General features: G+C 57.7%; 21 protein-coding genes. All 21 read left to right on the top strand.

Annotated features, from left to right (window positions below; genetic code table 11):
* The first annotated feature begins 41 nt into the window (after window positions 1-41).
* The 21 genes from recQ (at window position 42) to rpsH (ending at window position 14,273) form a co-directional block, all read left to right on the top strand.
* Complete coding sequence (gene recQ, locus M0D69_RS21215) at window positions 42-1,889, top strand: DNA helicase RecQ (RefSeq protein WP_301783880.1); 1,848 nt, start codon at window positions 42-44, stop codon at window positions 1,887-1,889.
* A 218-nt stretch (window positions 1,890-2,107) separates the two neighbouring features.
* On the top strand, window positions 2,108-2,488 hold the full coding sequence (gene rpsL / locus M0D69_RS21210) for a 30S ribosomal protein S12 (RefSeq protein WP_035935550.1): 381 nt from the start codon (window positions 2,108-2,110) through the stop codon (window positions 2,486-2,488).
* A gap of 179 nt (window positions 2,489-2,667) precedes the next feature.
* On the top strand, window positions 2,668-3,138 hold the full coding sequence (gene rpsG / locus M0D69_RS21205; RefSeq protein ID WP_031361587.1) for a 30S ribosomal protein S7: 471 nt from the start codon (window positions 2,668-2,670) through the stop codon (window positions 3,136-3,138).
* Between the two features lie 135 nt (window positions 3,139-3,273).
* Complete coding sequence (gene fusA, locus M0D69_RS21200; protein WP_301783879.1) at window positions 3,274-5,376, top strand: elongation factor G; 2,103 nt, start codon at window positions 3,274-3,276, stop codon at window positions 5,374-5,376.
* 53 nt (window positions 5,377-5,429) lie between these two features.
* Entirely contained in the window at window positions 5,430-6,620 is a 1,191-nt protein-coding gene (gene tuf, locus M0D69_RS21195; protein ID WP_062093238.1) for an elongation factor Tu, read from the top strand.
* Window positions 6,621-6,759: 139 nt separating this feature from the next.
* The gene (gene rpsJ / locus M0D69_RS21190) at window positions 6,760-7,071 is read left to right on the top strand and encodes a 30S ribosomal protein S10 (protein WP_031361584.1); all 312 of its coding nucleotides are present in this window, start codon (window positions 6,760-6,762) and stop codon (window positions 7,069-7,071) included.
* Window positions 7,072-7,257: 186 nt separating this feature from the next.
* On the top strand, window positions 7,258-7,917 hold the full coding sequence (gene rplC, locus M0D69_RS21185; protein WP_062091252.1) for a 50S ribosomal protein L3: 660 nt from the start codon (window positions 7,258-7,260) through the stop codon (window positions 7,915-7,917).
* Window positions 7,917-8,537 (top strand): 50S ribosomal protein L4, encoded by a 621-nt coding sequence (gene rplD, locus M0D69_RS21180; RefSeq protein ID WP_047845336.1) that lies wholly within the window; start codon window positions 7,917-7,919, stop codon window positions 8,535-8,537. The genes rplC and rplD overlap by 1 nt, the downstream gene beginning before the upstream one ends.
* Window positions 8,534-8,848, top strand: coding sequence for a 50S ribosomal protein L23 (rplW, locus tag M0D69_RS21175; RefSeq protein WP_031361581.1), 315 nt, complete (start codon window positions 8,534-8,536; stop codon window positions 8,846-8,848). The genes rplD and rplW overlap by 4 nt, the downstream gene beginning before the upstream one ends.
* Before the next feature lie 2 nt (window positions 8,849-8,850).
* Window positions 8,851-9,678, top strand: coding sequence for a 50S ribosomal protein L2 (gene rplB, locus M0D69_RS21170; protein WP_047845337.1), 828 nt, complete (start codon window positions 8,851-8,853; stop codon window positions 9,676-9,678).
* Between the two features lie 10 nt (window positions 9,679-9,688).
* Window positions 9,689-9,964 (top strand): 30S ribosomal protein S19, encoded by a 276-nt coding sequence (gene rpsS, locus M0D69_RS21165; RefSeq protein ID WP_031361579.1) that lies wholly within the window; start codon window positions 9,689-9,691, stop codon window positions 9,962-9,964.
* Between the two features lie 12 nt (window positions 9,965-9,976).
* Window positions 9,977-10,306: a 50S ribosomal protein L22 gene (gene rplV, locus M0D69_RS21160; RefSeq protein WP_031361578.1), complete on the top strand. Its 330-nt coding sequence runs from the start codon at window positions 9,977-9,979 to the stop codon at window positions 10,304-10,306.
* Between the two features lie 11 nt (window positions 10,307-10,317).
* Complete coding sequence (gene rpsC / locus M0D69_RS21155; RefSeq protein ID WP_047845338.1) at window positions 10,318-11,130, top strand: 30S ribosomal protein S3; 813 nt, start codon at window positions 10,318-10,320, stop codon at window positions 11,128-11,130.
* A gap of 2 nt (window positions 11,131-11,132) precedes the next feature.
* Window positions 11,133-11,549 carry a 50S ribosomal protein L16 gene (rplP, locus tag M0D69_RS21150; RefSeq protein ID WP_031361576.1) on the top strand — a complete coding sequence of 139 codons (417 nt, stop codon included), beginning with the start codon at window positions 11,133-11,135 and terminating at the stop codon, window positions 11,547-11,549.
* Window positions 11,550-11,558: 9 nt separating this feature from the next.
* Window positions 11,559-11,753 (top strand): 50S ribosomal protein L29, encoded by a 195-nt coding sequence (rpmC, locus tag M0D69_RS21145; protein WP_047845339.1) that lies wholly within the window; start codon window positions 11,559-11,561, stop codon window positions 11,751-11,753.
* The gene (gene rpsQ, locus M0D69_RS21140) at window positions 11,750-12,022 is read left to right on the top strand and encodes a 30S ribosomal protein S17 (RefSeq protein ID WP_031361574.1); all 273 of its coding nucleotides are present in this window, start codon (window positions 11,750-11,752) and stop codon (window positions 12,020-12,022) included. The genes rpmC and rpsQ overlap by 4 nt, the downstream gene beginning before the upstream one ends.
* A gap of 288 nt (window positions 12,023-12,310) precedes the next feature.
* Entirely contained in the window at window positions 12,311-12,679 is a 369-nt protein-coding gene (gene rplN / locus M0D69_RS21135; RefSeq protein ID WP_006052212.1) for a 50S ribosomal protein L14, read from the top strand.
* Between the two features lie 9 nt (window positions 12,680-12,688).
* Window positions 12,689-12,997, top strand: a complete 309-nt coding sequence (gene rplX, locus M0D69_RS21130) for a 50S ribosomal protein L24 (RefSeq protein ID WP_047845340.1) — start codon at window positions 12,689-12,691, stop codon at window positions 12,995-12,997.
* A 13-nt stretch (window positions 12,998-13,010) separates the two neighbouring features.
* A complete protein-coding gene (gene rplE / locus M0D69_RS21125) occupies window positions 13,011-13,550 on the top strand; it encodes a 50S ribosomal protein L5 (protein ID WP_035933066.1) in 540 nt (179 codons plus the stop codon).
* Between the two features lie 7 nt (window positions 13,551-13,557).
* Entirely contained in the window at window positions 13,558-13,863 is a 306-nt protein-coding gene (rpsN, locus tag M0D69_RS21120; protein WP_031361570.1) for a 30S ribosomal protein S14, read from the top strand.
* Window positions 13,864-13,877: 14 nt separating this feature from the next.
* The gene (gene rpsH / locus M0D69_RS21115; protein WP_031361569.1) at window positions 13,878-14,273 is read left to right on the top strand and encodes a 30S ribosomal protein S8; all 396 of its coding nucleotides are present in this window, start codon (window positions 13,878-13,880) and stop codon (window positions 14,271-14,273) included.
* Window positions 14,274-14,287 lie beyond the last annotated feature (14 nt).

The raw sequence follows: 14,287 nt of genomic DNA, 5'->3' as shown, positions 1-14,287 counted from the left end.
AAAATCGGGGCACTCACGCTCTGGCGCACTCCGTCTCCTCCATGTCCCGTTCGCTCGAAATTCTCAAGGAAGTATTTGGCTATCCCGCTTTTCGGGGGCAGCAGGGCGATATCGTCGATCACGTGGCCGCCGGCGGAGATTCGCTCGTGCTGATGCCGACCGGCGGCGGAAAGTCGCTGTGTTATCAGATTCCCGCTTTATTAAGGCGTGAAGCGGGTTTCGGCGCTGGGATCGTCGTGTCTCCGTTGATCGCGTTGATGCAGGATCAGGTCGCCGCGTTGAGCGAAGTCGGTGTGCGCGCCGCGTGCCTGAATTCGACGCTCACAGGCGCCGAAGCCGCCGCGACAGAAAGAGCGTTGCGTAACGGGGAAATCGACCTGCTGTATGTCGCTCCGGAACGCTTGATGACGCCCCGTTTCCTTGAGTTGATCGAAAGCGTGCGCATTGGCTTGTTCGCCATCGATGAAGCGCATTGCGTATCGCAATGGGGGCACGACTTCCGGCCGGAATATATTCAACTGTCGGTGTTGCACGAGCGGTTTCCATCGGTGCCGCGGATCGCACTGACCGCCACCGCCGACGCCATTACCCGCGATGAAATCGTGCATCGGCTGGCTTTGGACAATGCACGTATTTTCGTCTCCAGCTTTGACCGGCCGAACATCCGATATCGGATTGTGGAGAAGGACAATGCGCGCGCGCAATTGCTCGATTTCATCCGCGCCGAGCATACGAACCCCGACAAAACCACCGACGCCGGCGTGATCTATTGCCTGTCGCGGCGCAAGGTGGAAGAGACCGCCGACTGGCTCAAGAGTCAGGGTGTGCGTGCGCTGCCGTATCACGCGGGCATGGAGTACGAGACGCGTCAGCGGCATCAGGAAATGTTCAAGCGCGAAGAGGGCGTCGTGATGTGCGCGACGATCGCTTTCGGCATGGGTATCGATAAACCAGACGTGCGGTTCGTGGCGCATCTGGATTTACCAAAAAGCGTGGAAGGCTACTACCAGGAAACTGGACGCGCGGGCCGCGACGGCATGCCGGCGAACGCGTGGATGGCGTACGGTCTCGGCGACGTGGTGCAACAGCGCAAGATGATCGACGAATCAGACGCCGACGATACCCACAAACGCATGCAGGGCGGCAAGCTCGACGCGCTGCTCGGGCTGTGCGAAGCGGCGTCTTGCCGGCGCGTGCGCTTACTTGGCTACTTCGGAGAAGCAAGCCAACCGTGCGGGAATTGCGACACTTGCCTCGAGCCGCCGGAATCGTGGGACGCGACTCGCGAGGCGCAGATGGCGCTGTCCTGCGTGTATCGCGCGTATAAGGCGAGCGGATTTCACTTCGGTGCCGGCCACCTGATCGACATTCTGCGCGGTAGCCGATCCGAAAAATTGCTCCAGCGCGGCCACGAAAAGCTGTCGACGTTCGGACTTGGCGCGGCCTTGTCCGAACAGGAATGGCGCGCCGTCTTTCGCCAACTGGTCGCGTTCGGTTATCTCGCCGTTGACCATGACGGCTTTGGTGCGCTGATCCTGACCGAAGCCAGCAAGGCCGTGCTTAAGGGCGAGCAGGCAGTTACGCTTCGAAAGTACGTCAAGCCGACGCGCACCCGGCAGTCTTCGAGCCGAACGGGTGAGCGTGCCGATCCGACAGCAGGTATGTCGCCACGCGTCAAAGCGCGCTGGGAAAGGTTACGCGCATGGCGTGCGAGCATGGCGAAGAGCGATGGCGTGCCGGCCTACGTGATCTTCCACGATGCAACGCTTGCCGAAATCGCACGCAACGAGCCGGATTCCATCGAGGATCTGAGCCAGATTCCTGGCATCGGAGCGCGAAAACTCGAGCGTTTTGGCAGCGAATTGCTCGAAGTGGTCGGCGCAAACTAGCTTTTAATGCGCATGACAGTCGCGATCCACACCCAAGCTGTTGACCGCATTGGGAATTTCAGATTATGATGCTAGGTTCTCGTTCTTGGATCTGCTAAAGGGGTTTCCCTCGGGATTCTCCGCGCACGCGTGAGCCAAGAATCGGAAAGTTCGATGCGCAGTCCGTTTTGCTTTGCCCGAAACGGGGGCGTCGATTTTGATCAATTTAGGAATAGACAATGCCAACCATCAATCAATTGGTTCGCAAAGGCCGCGCTTCAGAAACAGTGAAGAGCAAGTCGCCGGCTTTGCAGGACTGCCCGCAGCGTCGCGGCGTGTGCACTCGCGTGTACACGACGACGCCGAAGAAGCCGAACTCGGCACTTCGTAAAGTTGCAAAAGTTCGTCTGACGAACGGTTTTGAAGTCATTTCGTACATTGGTGGTGAAGGCCACAACCTGCAGGAACACTCGGTCGTGCTGATTCGCGGCGGTCGTGTGAAAGACTTGCCGGGCGTGCGTTACCACATGGTTCGCGGCTCGCTGGATACCCAGGGCGTCAAGGATCGTAAGCAAGCTCGCTCGAAGTACGGTGCGAAGCGCGCTAAGGCTGGCAAGTAAGTTTTTGTCGGTTAAGTTGTACAGGTTGCCCGTAAAGGGCGTTCAAGCGGTGGTGCCGGAAGTGCCGGTGCTGTCGAGTAAGTGGTCACCCGGCCAAGCTGGTTAGTCGATAGATGGATCGGGTTTGTTGGTGACCGCGGGGCTGATATGGCTCCAACTGAAAAATCAAAGGAAGAAACATGCCGCGTCGTCGCGAAGTCCCCAAGCGGGACATTTTGCCGGATCCGAAATTCGGCAACGTAGATGTAGCCAAGTTCATGAACGTGATCATGCTGTCGGGCAAGAAGTCGGTTGCCGAGCGTATCGTTTATGGCGCTTTTGAACAGATCCAGACGAAGGGTGGCAAGGACCCGCTGGAAGTGTTCACGGGTGCGCTCAACAACGTCAAGCCGGTTGTGGAAGTGAAGAGCCGTCGCGTTGGTGGTGCGAACTATCAAGTTCCAGTCGAAGTGCGTCCGTCGCGTCGTATGGCATTGGCGATGCGTTGGTTGCGCGAAGCTGCGAAGAAGCGCAGCGAGAAGTCGATGGCCCTGCGTCTGGCAGGTGAGCTTTCGGAAGCCGCGGAAGGCCGTGGCGGCGCGATGAAGAAGCGCGACGAAGTTCACCGGATGGCAGAAGCCAACAAGGCATTCTCGCACTTCCGCTTCTAAGGCTGTTTTTAGGCCTCCCGACCTGGGACGAACGGAAAAACCTCCGGGCGGGTGCGCTTACAAAGCGCCTCGCCCGTTTGTGTTAGGACGCGACTGGCATGTGCCGGGTTGCGTCGACCCAATTAAGGATTCAAAGTGGCTCGCAAGACACCTATCGAGCGCTACCGTAATATCGGTATTAGCGCTCACATCGATGCCGGCAAGACGACGACGACCGAACGCATCCTGTTCTACACGGGCGTGAACCATAAGATCGGTGAAGTTCACGACGGCGCGGCAACGATGGACTGGATGGAGCAGGAGCAGGAGCGCGGCATCACCATCACGTCGGCAGCAACGACGGCCTTCTGGAAAGGCATGGCTGGCGACCGCCCCGAGCACCGCATCAATATCATCGACACCCCGGGACACGTTGACTTCACCATTGAAGTTGAACGTTCCATGCGCGTGCTCGACGGTGCGTGCATGGTTTATTGCGCTGTGGGTGGCGTTCAGCCCCAGTCGGAAACCGTGTGGCGCCAGGCCAACAAGTACAAGGTTCCCCGTCTCGCGTTCATCAACAAGATGGACCGTACCGGCGCGAACTTCTTCAAGGTCTATGACCAGCTCAAGCTGCGTCTGAAGGCGAACCCGGTTCCTATCGTGGTGCCAATTGGCGCAGAAGACACGTTCACGGGCGTGGTCGACTTGATCAAGATGAAGGCGATCATTTGGGACGAAGCGTCCCAGGGTACCAAGTTCTCGTACGAAGAAATCCCGGCTGCGTTGCAGGATACGTGCGATGAATGGCGTGAAAAGATGGTTGAAGCCGCAGCTGAAGCCAACGAAGAAATGATGAACAAGTACCTCGAAACGGGCGAATTGTCCGAAGAGGAAATCGTGAAGGGTCTTCGCGACCGTACGATCGCTTGCGAAATCCAGCCAATGTTGTGCGGTACCGCGTTCAAGAACAAGGGCGTGCAGCGCATGTTGGACGCGGTGCTCGACTTCCTGCCGTCGCCGGTCGATATTCCCCCGGTTCTGGGCGAACTCGAAGACGGTGAACGTGCTGAACGTCGTGCCGCTGACGACGAAAAGTTCTCGGCACTCGCGTTCAAGATCATGACCGACCCGTTCGTTGGCCAGTTGATCTTCTTCCGCGTGTACTCGGGCATGACCAAGTCGGGCGACACGCTGTTGAACGCGACCAAAGACAAGAAGGAACGTCTCGGCCGTATTCTGCTGATGCACGCAAACCAGCGCGAAGAAATCAAGGAAGTGCATGCGGGCGACATCGCCGCTGCGGTTGGCTTGAAAGACGCGACCACTGGCGACACGCTGTGCGATCCGGCACATCCGATCGTTCTGGAACGCATGATTTTCCCTGAGCCGGTGATTTCGCAGGCCGTGGAACCGAAGACCAAGCCTGACCAGGAAAAGATGGGCCTCGCGCTCAACCGCCTGGCTCAGGAAGATCCGTCGTTCCGCGTTCAGACCGACGAAGAGTCGGGCCAGACCATCATTTCGGGTATGGGCGAGCTGCATCTGGAAATTTTGGTCGACCGCATGAAGCGCGAATTCGGCGTTGAAGCAACCGTCGGCAAGCCGCAAGTTGCGTATCGCGAAACGATTCGCGGCAAGGCTGAAGACGTTGATGGCAAGTTCGTCAAGCAGTCGGGCGGCCGCGGCCAGTATGGCCACGCTGTCATTACGCTTGAGCCGAATGAGCAGGGCAAGGGCTACGAGTTCCTGGACGAGATCAAGGGCGGTGTGATTCCGCGCGAGTACATCCCGGCTGTGGACAAGGGCATTCAGGAAACGCTGAAGGCGGGCGTGCTGGCTGGCTTCCCGGTGGTCGACGTAAAGGTTCACCTGACCTTCGGTTCGTACCACGACGTTGACTCGAACGAAAATGCGTTCCGCATGGCAGGTTCGATGGCGTTCAAGGAAGCGATGCGCCGTGCGAACCCGGTCATCCTCGAACCGATGATGGCTGTGGAAGTCGAAACGCCGGAAGACTACATGGGCAACGTGATGGGCGACCTGTCGAGCCGTCGCGGTATCGTCCAGGGTATGGAAGACATGATTGGCGGCGGCAAGATCGTGCGCGCTGAAGTCCCGCTGTCGGAAATGTTCGGCTACTCGACGTCGCTGCGTTCGGCGACGCAAGGTCGCGCTACGTACACGATGGAATTCAAGCACTATTCTGAAGCTCCGCGAAACGTGGCAGAAGCGATCATCAACGCGAAATCCAAGTAATTCGGCAAGCCGAAAGTCTTTAACCGATCCAACATTTTTGAAAGAAGGCAATCATGGCAAAAGGTAAATTCGAACGGACCAAGCCGCACGTCAACGTAGGCACGATTGGTCACGTCGACCATGGCAAGACCACGCTGACGGCAGCAATCGCGACGGTGTTGTCGAAGAAGTTTGGCGGCGAAGCGAAGGCGTATGACCAGATCGACGCGGCGCCGGAAGAAAAGGCGCGTGGTATCACGATCAACACGGCCCACGTCGAGTACGAAACGGCCGCGCGTCACTACGCGCACGTTGACTGCCCGGGCCACGCTGACTATGTGAAGAACATGATTACGGGTGCGGCGCAGATGGACGGCGCGATCCTGGTGTGTTCGGCTGCAGACGGCCCGATGCCGCAAACGCGTGAGCACATCCTGTTGGCTCGCCAGGTTGGTGTGCCGTACATCATCGTGTTCCTGAACAAGTGCGACATGGTGGACGACGCTGAGTTGCTGGAACTGGTTGAAATGGAAGTGCGTGAGCTTCTGTCGAAGTACGATTTCCCGGGCGACGACACGCCGATCATCAAGGGTTCGGCCAAGCTGGCGCTGGAAGGCGACACGGGCGAGCTGGGCGAAGTGGCGATCATGAACCTGGCCGACGCGCTGGATACGTACATCCCGACGCCGGAACGCGCGATTGACGGTTCGTTCCTGATGCCGGTGGAAGACGTGTTCTCGATCTCGGGTCGTGGCACGGTGGTGACGGGCCGTATCGAGCGTGGCGTGGTGAAGGTTGGCGAAGAAATCGAAATCATCGGTATCAAGCCGACGGTGAAGACGACGTGCACGGGCGTGGAAATGTTCCGCAAGCTGCTGGACCAAGGTCAAGCGGGCGACAACGTGGGTATTCTGCTGCGCGGCACGAAGCGTGAAGACGTGGAGCGTGGCCAGGTGTTGGCCAAGCCGGGTTCGATCACGCCGCACACGCACTTCACGGCTGAAGTGTATGTGCTGAGCAAGGACGAAGGCGGCCGTCATACACCGTTCTTCAACAACTATCGCCCGCAGTTCTACTTCCGTACCACGGACGTAACGGGTTCGATCGAGTTGCCGAAGGACAAGGAAATGGTGATGCCGGGCGACAACGTGTCGATCACGGTGAAGCTGATTGCTCCGATCGCCATGGAAGAAGGTCTGCGCTTTGCCATCCGTGAAGGCGGTCGTACCGTCGGCGCCGGTGTCGTTGCCAAGGTTCTCGAGTAAAATCCTGAGCTTGCTTCAAAAAAAGCTGTAATTCGTAGTCGTGCCCGGAGCCGGGCGCACGCACCTTGCTGGTGTCCGGCTCCATGCTCTTTTACCAAATCGACGGTGCAACACCGTCTCGCTCTTTCAAGGAATTGTCATGGCAAACCAGAAAATCCGCATTCGCCTGAAGGCTTTCGACTATCGTCTGATCGATCAATCGGCAGCTGAAATCGTCGATACGGCTAAGCGGACTGGCGCAATCGTACGTGGTCCGGTGCCGCTGCCGACCCGTATTCAACGTTTTGACATTTTGCGTTCGCCGCACGTCAACAAGACGTCGCGCGATCAGCTCGAAATCCGCACCCACCAACGCCTGATGGACATCGTCGATCCGACGGACAAGACCGTTGACGCGTTGATGAAGCTCGACTTGCCCGCTGGCGTCGACGTGGAAATCAAGTTGCAGTAAGTTTCACCCGGCGCCGCTCTCGCGAGGAGCGACGCTAAGTCTTTGATTGCTTGCGAAAAACGAAAAGCCTTGTTATACTCCAAGGCTTTTCGCGCATTTGCGCAAAAAAGTCGGTGCGATTCATATGAATCGGCCGGCATTTTGTAAATCAGCCCCGACCAATCGCAGTTGGGAATGGAGAAAACGATGAGCCTTGGACTCGTAGGTCGCAAGGTTGGCATGACCCGTATCTTTACGCCTGAAGGGGATTCGATTCCCGTCACCGTATTGGACGTGTCGGACAACCGCGTGACGCAGATCAAGTCTGTAGAAACGGATGGTTACATCGCCGTTCAAGTTGCATTCGGCACTCGCCGCGCATCGCGCGTGACGAAGCCGCTGGCAGGTCACCTTGCCAAAGCCGGCGTACAAGCTGGTGAAGTTCTCAAAGAATTCCAGATCGATTCCGCTAAGGCTGCCGAGTTGTCGAACGGTACCGTGATCGGTACGGACATCTTCGAAGTAGGCCAGAAAGTCGACGTGCAAGGCGTGTCGATCGGTAAGGGCTACGCCGGTACCATCAAGCGTCACAACTTCGCTTCGGGTCGCGCATCGCACGGTAACTCGCGTTCGCACAACGTCCCAGGTTCGATCGGTATGGCGCAGGATCCGGGTCGTGTTTTCCCGGGTAAGCGCATGACCGGTCACATGGGCGACGAAACGGTTACGGTGCAAAACCTCGTGATCGCTCGTATCGACACCGACCGTCATCTGTTGTTGGTCCGCGGCGCTGTTCCTGGCGCTAAGGGCGGCAAGGTCTTCGTGACGCCGGCTGTCAAGGCACGCGCTGTGAAAGGAGCGAAATAATGGAACTTAAGCTCCTGAGCGCCAATGGTCAGGAAGGCACGGGTGTGAACGCATCGGACGTTGTGTTCGGTCGCGATTACAACGAAGCCCTGATCCATCAGGTCGTCACGGCCTATCAAGCCAACGCACGTAGCGGTAACCGCGCGCAGAAGGATCGTGAGCAAGTCAAGCACACGACCAAGAAGCCGTGGCGTCAAAAGGGCACGGGCCGCGCTCGTGCCGGTATGTCGTCGAGCCCGTTGTGGCGCGGCGGTGGCCGTATCTTCCCGAATTCGCCGGAAGAAAACTTTTCGCACAAGGTCAACAAGAAGATGCATCGCGCAGGTCTCTGCTCGATCTTCTCGCAGTTGGCACGTGAAGGCCGTATTTCGGTAGTCGACGAGCTCACGCTCGAAGCGCCGAAGACCAAGCTGTTAGCCGAAAAATTCAAGGCAATGGGTCTCGAGTCTGTCCTGGTCATCACTGACACGGTCGACGAAAACCTGTACCTCGCGTCGCGCAATCTGGCCCACGTGGCCGTTGTCGAGCCGCGTTACGCCGACCCGCTCTCGTTGATCTACTTCAAGAAGATCCTGATTACGAAGGCTGCGGTCGCCCAGATCGAGGAGTTGCTGTCATGAGCGAGATTCGCAAGAACGATCATCGTTTGATGCAGGTCCTGCTCGCGCCGGTGATCTCCGAAAAGGCGACGCTGGTGGCCGACAAGAACGAGCAAGTTGTGTTCGAAGTCGCGCCCGATGCCACGAAGCAGGAAGTGAAGGCTGCTGTCGAGCTGCTGTTCAAGGTAGAAGTCAATTCCGTCAACGTGCTGGTCACGAAGGGTAAAGCCAAGCGCTTTGGCCGCTTCATGGGCAAGCGCAAAGACGTGAAGAAGGCGTATGTCTGCCTGAAGCCCGGCCAGGAAATCAACTTTGAAGCGGAGGCCAAGTAATCATGGCAATCGTAAAAGTTAAGCCGACTTCGCCGGGTCGCCGCGCGATGGTCAAGGTGGTCAATAAGGATCTGTACAAGGGCAAGCCGCACGCAGCGCTGCTCGACGCACAGTCCGTGACCGCCGGCCGGAACAACTCCGGTCGCATCACGACGCGTCACAAAGGTGGCGGTCACAAGCAACACTACCGTATGGTCGATTTCCGTCGCGACAAGGACGGCATTCCGGCAAAGATCGAGCGCCTTGAGTACGATCCGAACCGTAGCGCGAACATCGCGCTGGTTCTGTACGCAGACGGCGAGCGCAAGTACATCATCGCTCCGAAGGGTGCGACGGTGGGTCAGTCGTTGATGTCGGGTTCGGAGGCGCCGATCCGCTCGGGTAACACCCTGCCGATCCGCAACATTCCGGTCGGTACGACGATTCACTGCGTCGAGATGTTGCCGGGCAAGGGCGCGCAAATGGCGCGTTCGGCTGGTACGTCCGCCATGCTGCTGGCTCGCGAAGGCACGTACGCTCAGGTTCGCCTGCGTTCGGGTGAAATTCGCCGTGTGCACGTTGAGTGCCGCGCGACGATTGGTGAAGTTGGCAACGAAGAGCATAGCCTCCGTCAAATCGGTAAGGCCGGTGCTAACCGCTGGCGCGGTATCCGCCCGACGGTGCGTGGCGTTGCAATGAACCCGGTCGATCACCCGCACGGTGGTGGTGAAGGTAAGACGGCAGCAGGTCGCGATCCGGTCAGCCCGTGGGGAACCCCGGCCAAGGGTTATCGCACCCGCAGCAACAAGCGCACGACGACGATGATCGTTCAGCGCCGTCACAAGCGCTAAGGAGTAAGCAATGGCACGTTCTGTTAAAAAAGGTCCGTTCTGCGACGCTCATTTGCTGAAGAAGGTTGAGGCTGCCGCAGCTGCGCGTGACAAGAAACCGATCAAGACCTGGTCGCGTCGTTCGACGATCCTCCCGGACTTTATCGGTCTGACGATCGCCGTACATAACGGCCGTCAACACGTCCCGGTTTATGTTTCGGAAAACATGGTCGGCCACAAACTTGGCGAGTTCGCATTGACCCGTACGTTCAAGGGTCATGCAGCCGACAAGAAGGCCAAGAAATAAGGGGCTATCAAGATGGAAGTAAAAGCTATTCATCGCGGTGCCCGCATCTCGGCGCAGAAAACGCGTCTTGTGGCTGACCAGATCCGTGGTTTGCCGGTCGACAAGGCGCTGAACGTTCTTACGTTCTCGCCGAAGAAGGCGGCGGGTATTGTCAAGAAGGTCGTGCTGTCGGCGATCGCGAATGCGGAACACAACGAAGGCGCCGACATCGACGAGCTCAAAGTAACGAGCATCATGGTCGACAAGGCCGCTTCACTGAAGCGTTTCACCGCGCGCGCAAAAGGCCGTGGTAACCGCATCGAGAAGCAATCCTGTCACATCACTGTGACGGTCGGGAATTAAGGAGCCATACGATGGGACAAAAAATTCATCCGACAGGCTTCCGTCTGGCTGTCAGCCGAAATTGGGCGTCGCGTTGGTACGCGAACAACACCAATTTCGCGTCGATGCTGCAGGAAGACATCGGTGTTCGTGAGTACCTGAAGAAGAAGCTGAAGAACGCTTCGGTCGGTCGGGTGGTCATCGAGCGTCCGGCAAAGAACGCACGTATCACGATTTACAGCTCGCGTCCGGGCGTTGTGATCGGCAAGAAGGGTGAGGATATCGAACTGTTGAAGTCGGAACTGCAACGCCGCATGGGCGTTCCGGTCCACGTCAACATCGAAGAAATCCGTAAGCCGGAAACCGATGCACAGTTGATCGCTGATTCGATCACGCAACAGCTCGAGCGTCGGATCATGTTCCGCCGCGCGATGAAGCGTGCGATGCAAAACGCCATGCGTCTGGGTGCTCAAGGCATCAAGATCATGAGCGCAGGCCGTCTCAACGGTATCGAAATCGCTCGTACGGAGTGGTATCGCGAAGGTCGCGTTCCGCTTCACACGCTGCGTGCTGATATCGACTACGCAACCTCGGAAGCGAAGACGACCTACGGCATCATCGGCGTCAAGGTGTGGGTCTACAAGGGCGACACGCTGGGCCGCAACGATGCACCGGTGGTCGAAGAAGTAGCCGAAGACAAGCGTCCGCGCCGCAACGCACGTCCGGGTGGCGATCGCCGTCCGCGTCGTGACGGTGAAGGTGGTGGCCCGGCAAACGCAGGTGCGCGCCGTGGCGCTCCCCGTCGTGCTGGCGGTGCCGGCGGCGACGGGAAGACTGGAGAATAACGATGCTGCAACCGAAACGCAGAAAGTATCGCAAAGAGCAAAAGGGTCGTAACACCGGCAAGGCGACGCGCGGCAACGCAGTGTCGTTCGGTGAATATGGCCTGAAGGCTATCGGTCGCGGCCGTTTGACCGCGCGCCAAATCGAAGCGGCGCGTCGTGCAATGACGCGTCACATTAAACGTGGCGGCCGTATCTGGATCCGCATTTTCCCGGACAAGCCGATCTCGCAAAAGCCGGCTGAAGTACGGATGGGTAACGGTAAAGGTAACCCTGAGTACTACGTCGCAGAGATTCAACCGGGCAAGATGTTGTATGAAATGGACGGTGTTACTGAAGAGTTGGCACGTGAAGCGTTCCGTCTGGCTGCAGCTAAGCTGCCGCTGAAGACGTACTTCGTTTCACGCCAGCTCGGCGCCTAAGGAGCAATGATGAAGGCTTCCGAACTTCACCAGAAAGACCAGGCCGCTCTCAATCAAGAGCTGACGGACCTGCTGAAGGCGCAATTCGGCCTGCGCATGCAACTCGCGACCCAGCAATTGACCAACAACAGTCAATTGAAGAAGGTTCGTCGCGACATCGCTCGTGTGCGGACCGTCCTGACTGAGAAGGCGAACCAGAAATGAACGATAGCGTAAAAACCTCGCTCAAGCGGACGCTGGTCGGCAAGGTCGTCAGCAACAAGATGGAAAAGACGGTCACCGTGCTGGTCGAGCATCGCGTAAAGCACCCGATCTACGGCAAGTACGTCGTACGGTCGAAGAAGTATCACGCTCACGACGACGCGAACACGTACAACGAAGGCGATCTCGTCGAGATCCAGGAAACCCGTCCGATTTCTAAGACGAAAGCCTGGGTTGTGTCGAAGTTGCTCGAGTCGGCGCGCGTCATCTAAGCGTCAAAAGCGGTAAAAGAAGTATCGCAGTAACTTTCGCTTGCCAGACCGAAATTATGCGTTATAATTTCGGTCTTCCCTCTTTGTGGGAGCCCCATCGCGGGCGAAGTTGGTGGGGGAAGCCGGTGCAGGCGCCAAGCTTGTACTGACAGATTCACCGGATTGCGATGGCGGGTTTCGTCTGCCCTCGCTGCCTGTTCTAACCCAAGCAGCCACCAGGCTGACGGGACCAAGACTGACCGGGTGCGCCATGGTGGCGTAACTGGATTAAGTTGGGAAAGATAAACCATGATTCAGACCGAAACTCGGCTTGAAGTTGCCGACAACACGGGTGCACGTGAAGTGATGTGCATCAAGGTGCTCGGCGGCTCGAAGCGTCGTTACGCTAGCATTGGCGACATCATCAAGGTGACCGTCAAGGAAGCAACGCCGCGCGGACGCGTGAAGAAGGGCGAAATCTACAACGCCGTGGTCGTTCGTACGGCCAAGGGCGTGCGCCGCCAGGACGGCTCGCTGATCAAGTTCGACGGTAATGCCGCCGTACTTTTGAATGCCAAGCTCGAGCCTATCGGTACGCGTATTTTCGGACCGGTTACGCGTGAATTGCGTAGTGAACGATTTATGAAGATCGTTTCGCTTGCGCCGGAAGTGCTGTAAGGAGTCGCGATGAACAAGATTCGCAAAGGTGACGAAGTTATCGTCACCACTGGCAAAGACAAAGGCAAGCGCGGCGTCGTGCTGTCCGTTGGCGAAGAGCGTGTGACGGTCGAGGGTATTAATCTCGTCAAGAAGCACGTCAAGCCGAACCCGATGAAGGGTACGACGGGTGGCGTGGAAGCCAAGACGATGCCGCTGCATATTTCGAACGTCGCATTGGTCGACGCGAATGGCAAGGCGTCACGTGTGGGCATCAAGGTCGAAGGCGACAAGAAGGTTCGCTTCTTGAAGTCGACCGGTGCCACGCTTAGCGTCTGACGCGGAGTAAAAAATGGCACGTCTGCAAGAATTTTATAAAGAGAAGGTTGTACCCGGCCTCGTTGAGAAGTTCGGCTACAAGTCCATCATGGAAGTGCCGCGCATCACCAAGATCACCCTGAACATGGGTCTTGGCGAAGCCGTCGCCGACAAGAAGATCATCGAAAACGCCGTTGGCGACCTGACGAAGATTGCTGGCCAGAAGCCGGTTATCACGAAGGCACGCAAGGCAATCGCTGGCTTCAAGATTCGTCAGGGCTACCCGATCGGCGCGATGGTTACGCTGCGCGGCCAGGCCATGTACGAATTTCTCGATCGTTTCGTGACGGTTGCGCTCCCCCGGGTTCGTGACTTCCGCGGTGTATCGGGTCGTGCGTTTGACGGTCGCGGCAACTACAACATCGGTGTGAAAGAGCAGATCATTTTCCCCGAGATCGATTACGACAAGATCGACGCGCTTCGTGGGCTGAACATCAGCATCACGACGACCGCGAAGACTGACGATGAAGCGAAGGCACTGCTCGCCAGCTTCAAGTTCCCGTTCAGAAACTGAGGTTACCGTGGCTAAACTGGCACTGATCGAACGTGAAAAGAAGCGTGCTCGCCTGGCTGCAAAGTACGCTCCCAAGCGTACTGCGCTGAAGGCGGTCATCGATGACGCGAGCAAGTCGGACGAAGAGCGTTACGCCGCTCGTCTCGAACTGCAGCAACTGCCCCGCAACTCGAACCCCACTCGCAAGCGTAACCGCTGCGCGATCACGGGTCGTCCGCGTGGCACGTTCCGCAAATTCGGATTGGCACGCAGCAAGATTCGTGAAATCGCTTTCCGCGGCGAAATCCCTGGCCTGACCAAGGCGAGCTGGTAATAGGAGATACGTAAATGAGCATGAGTGATCCTATCGCCGATATGCTGACTCGCATCCGCAATGCGCAGATGGTTGAGAAAGTGTCGGTGACAATGCCCTCGTCGAAAGTCAAGGTTGCGATTGCGCAGGTTTTGAAGGACGAAGGTTATATCGACGATTTCGCAGTGAAGTCTGAAGGTGCGAAGTCGGAATTGAATATCGCGTTGAAGTACTACGCTGGCCGTCCGGTTATCGAGCGCATTGAACGCGTTTCGAAGCCTGGTCTGCGTGTGTATCGCGGTCGTAACGACATTCCGGTTGTCATGAACGGTCTTGGCGTTGCAATCGTGTCGACGCCCCAGGGTGTGATGACCGACCGCAAGGCGCGCCAGACTGGCGTCGGCGGCGAAGTCCTCTGCTACGTCGCTTAAGCCGAAAAGGAGAA

This window comes from Caballeronia sp. SEWSISQ10-4 2, from assembly GCF_030464885.1.
In the GTDB taxonomy this organism is placed as follows: Bacteria; Pseudomonadota; Gammaproteobacteria; order Burkholderiales; family Burkholderiaceae; genus Caballeronia.
Note: the sequence above shows the minus strand (reverse complement) of the source record. Positions and strands in the feature narration are given on the sequence as shown.

Bases quoted from the DNA above. Each gene is read 5' to 3' on its own strand.
- recQ (WP_301783880.1), top strand. From the start codon at position 42: ATGTCCCGTTCGCTCGAAATTCTCAAGGAAGTATTTGGCTATCCCGCT.
- rpsL (WP_035935550.1), top strand. From the start codon at position 2,108: ATGCCAACCATCAATCAATTGGTTCGCAAAGGCCGCGCTTCAGAAACA.
- rpsG (WP_031361587.1), top strand. From the start codon at position 2,668: ATGCCGCGTCGTCGCGAAGTCCCCAAGCGGGACATTTTGCCGGATCCG.
- tuf (WP_062093238.1), top strand. From the start codon at position 5,430: ATGGCAAAAGGTAAATTCGAACGGACCAAGCCGCACGTCAACGTAGGC.
- rpsJ (WP_031361584.1), top strand. From the start codon at position 6,760: ATGGCAAACCAGAAAATCCGCATTCGCCTGAAGGCTTTCGACTATCGT.
- rplC (WP_062091252.1), top strand. From the start codon at position 7,258: ATGAGCCTTGGACTCGTAGGTCGCAAGGTTGGCATGACCCGTATCTTT.
- rplD (WP_047845336.1), top strand. From the start codon at position 7,917: ATGGAACTTAAGCTCCTGAGCGCCAATGGTCAGGAAGGCACGGGTGTG.
- rplW (WP_031361581.1), top strand. From the start codon at position 8,534: ATGAGCGAGATTCGCAAGAACGATCATCGTTTGATGCAGGTCCTGCTC.
- rplB (WP_047845337.1), top strand. From the start codon at position 8,851: ATGGCAATCGTAAAAGTTAAGCCGACTTCGCCGGGTCGCCGCGCGATG.
- rpsS (WP_031361579.1), top strand. From the start codon at position 9,689: ATGGCACGTTCTGTTAAAAAAGGTCCGTTCTGCGACGCTCATTTGCTG.
- rplV (WP_031361578.1), top strand. From the start codon at position 9,977: ATGGAAGTAAAAGCTATTCATCGCGGTGCCCGCATCTCGGCGCAGAAA.
- rpsC (WP_047845338.1), top strand. From the start codon at position 10,318: ATGGGACAAAAAATTCATCCGACAGGCTTCCGTCTGGCTGTCAGCCGA.
- rplP (WP_031361576.1), top strand. From the start codon at position 11,133: ATGCTGCAACCGAAACGCAGAAAGTATCGCAAAGAGCAAAAGGGTCGT.
- rpmC (WP_047845339.1), top strand. From the start codon at position 11,559: ATGAAGGCTTCCGAACTTCACCAGAAAGACCAGGCCGCTCTCAATCAA.
- rpsQ (WP_031361574.1), top strand. From the start codon at position 11,750: ATGAACGATAGCGTAAAAACCTCGCTCAAGCGGACGCTGGTCGGCAAG.
- rplN (WP_006052212.1), top strand. From the start codon at position 12,311: ATGATTCAGACCGAAACTCGGCTTGAAGTTGCCGACAACACGGGTGCA.
- rplX (WP_047845340.1), top strand. From the start codon at position 12,689: ATGAACAAGATTCGCAAAGGTGACGAAGTTATCGTCACCACTGGCAAA.
- rplE (WP_035933066.1), top strand. From the start codon at position 13,011: ATGGCACGTCTGCAAGAATTTTATAAAGAGAAGGTTGTACCCGGCCTC.
- rpsH (WP_031361569.1), top strand. From the start codon at position 13,878: ATGAGCATGAGTGATCCTATCGCCGATATGCTGACTCGCATCCGCAAT.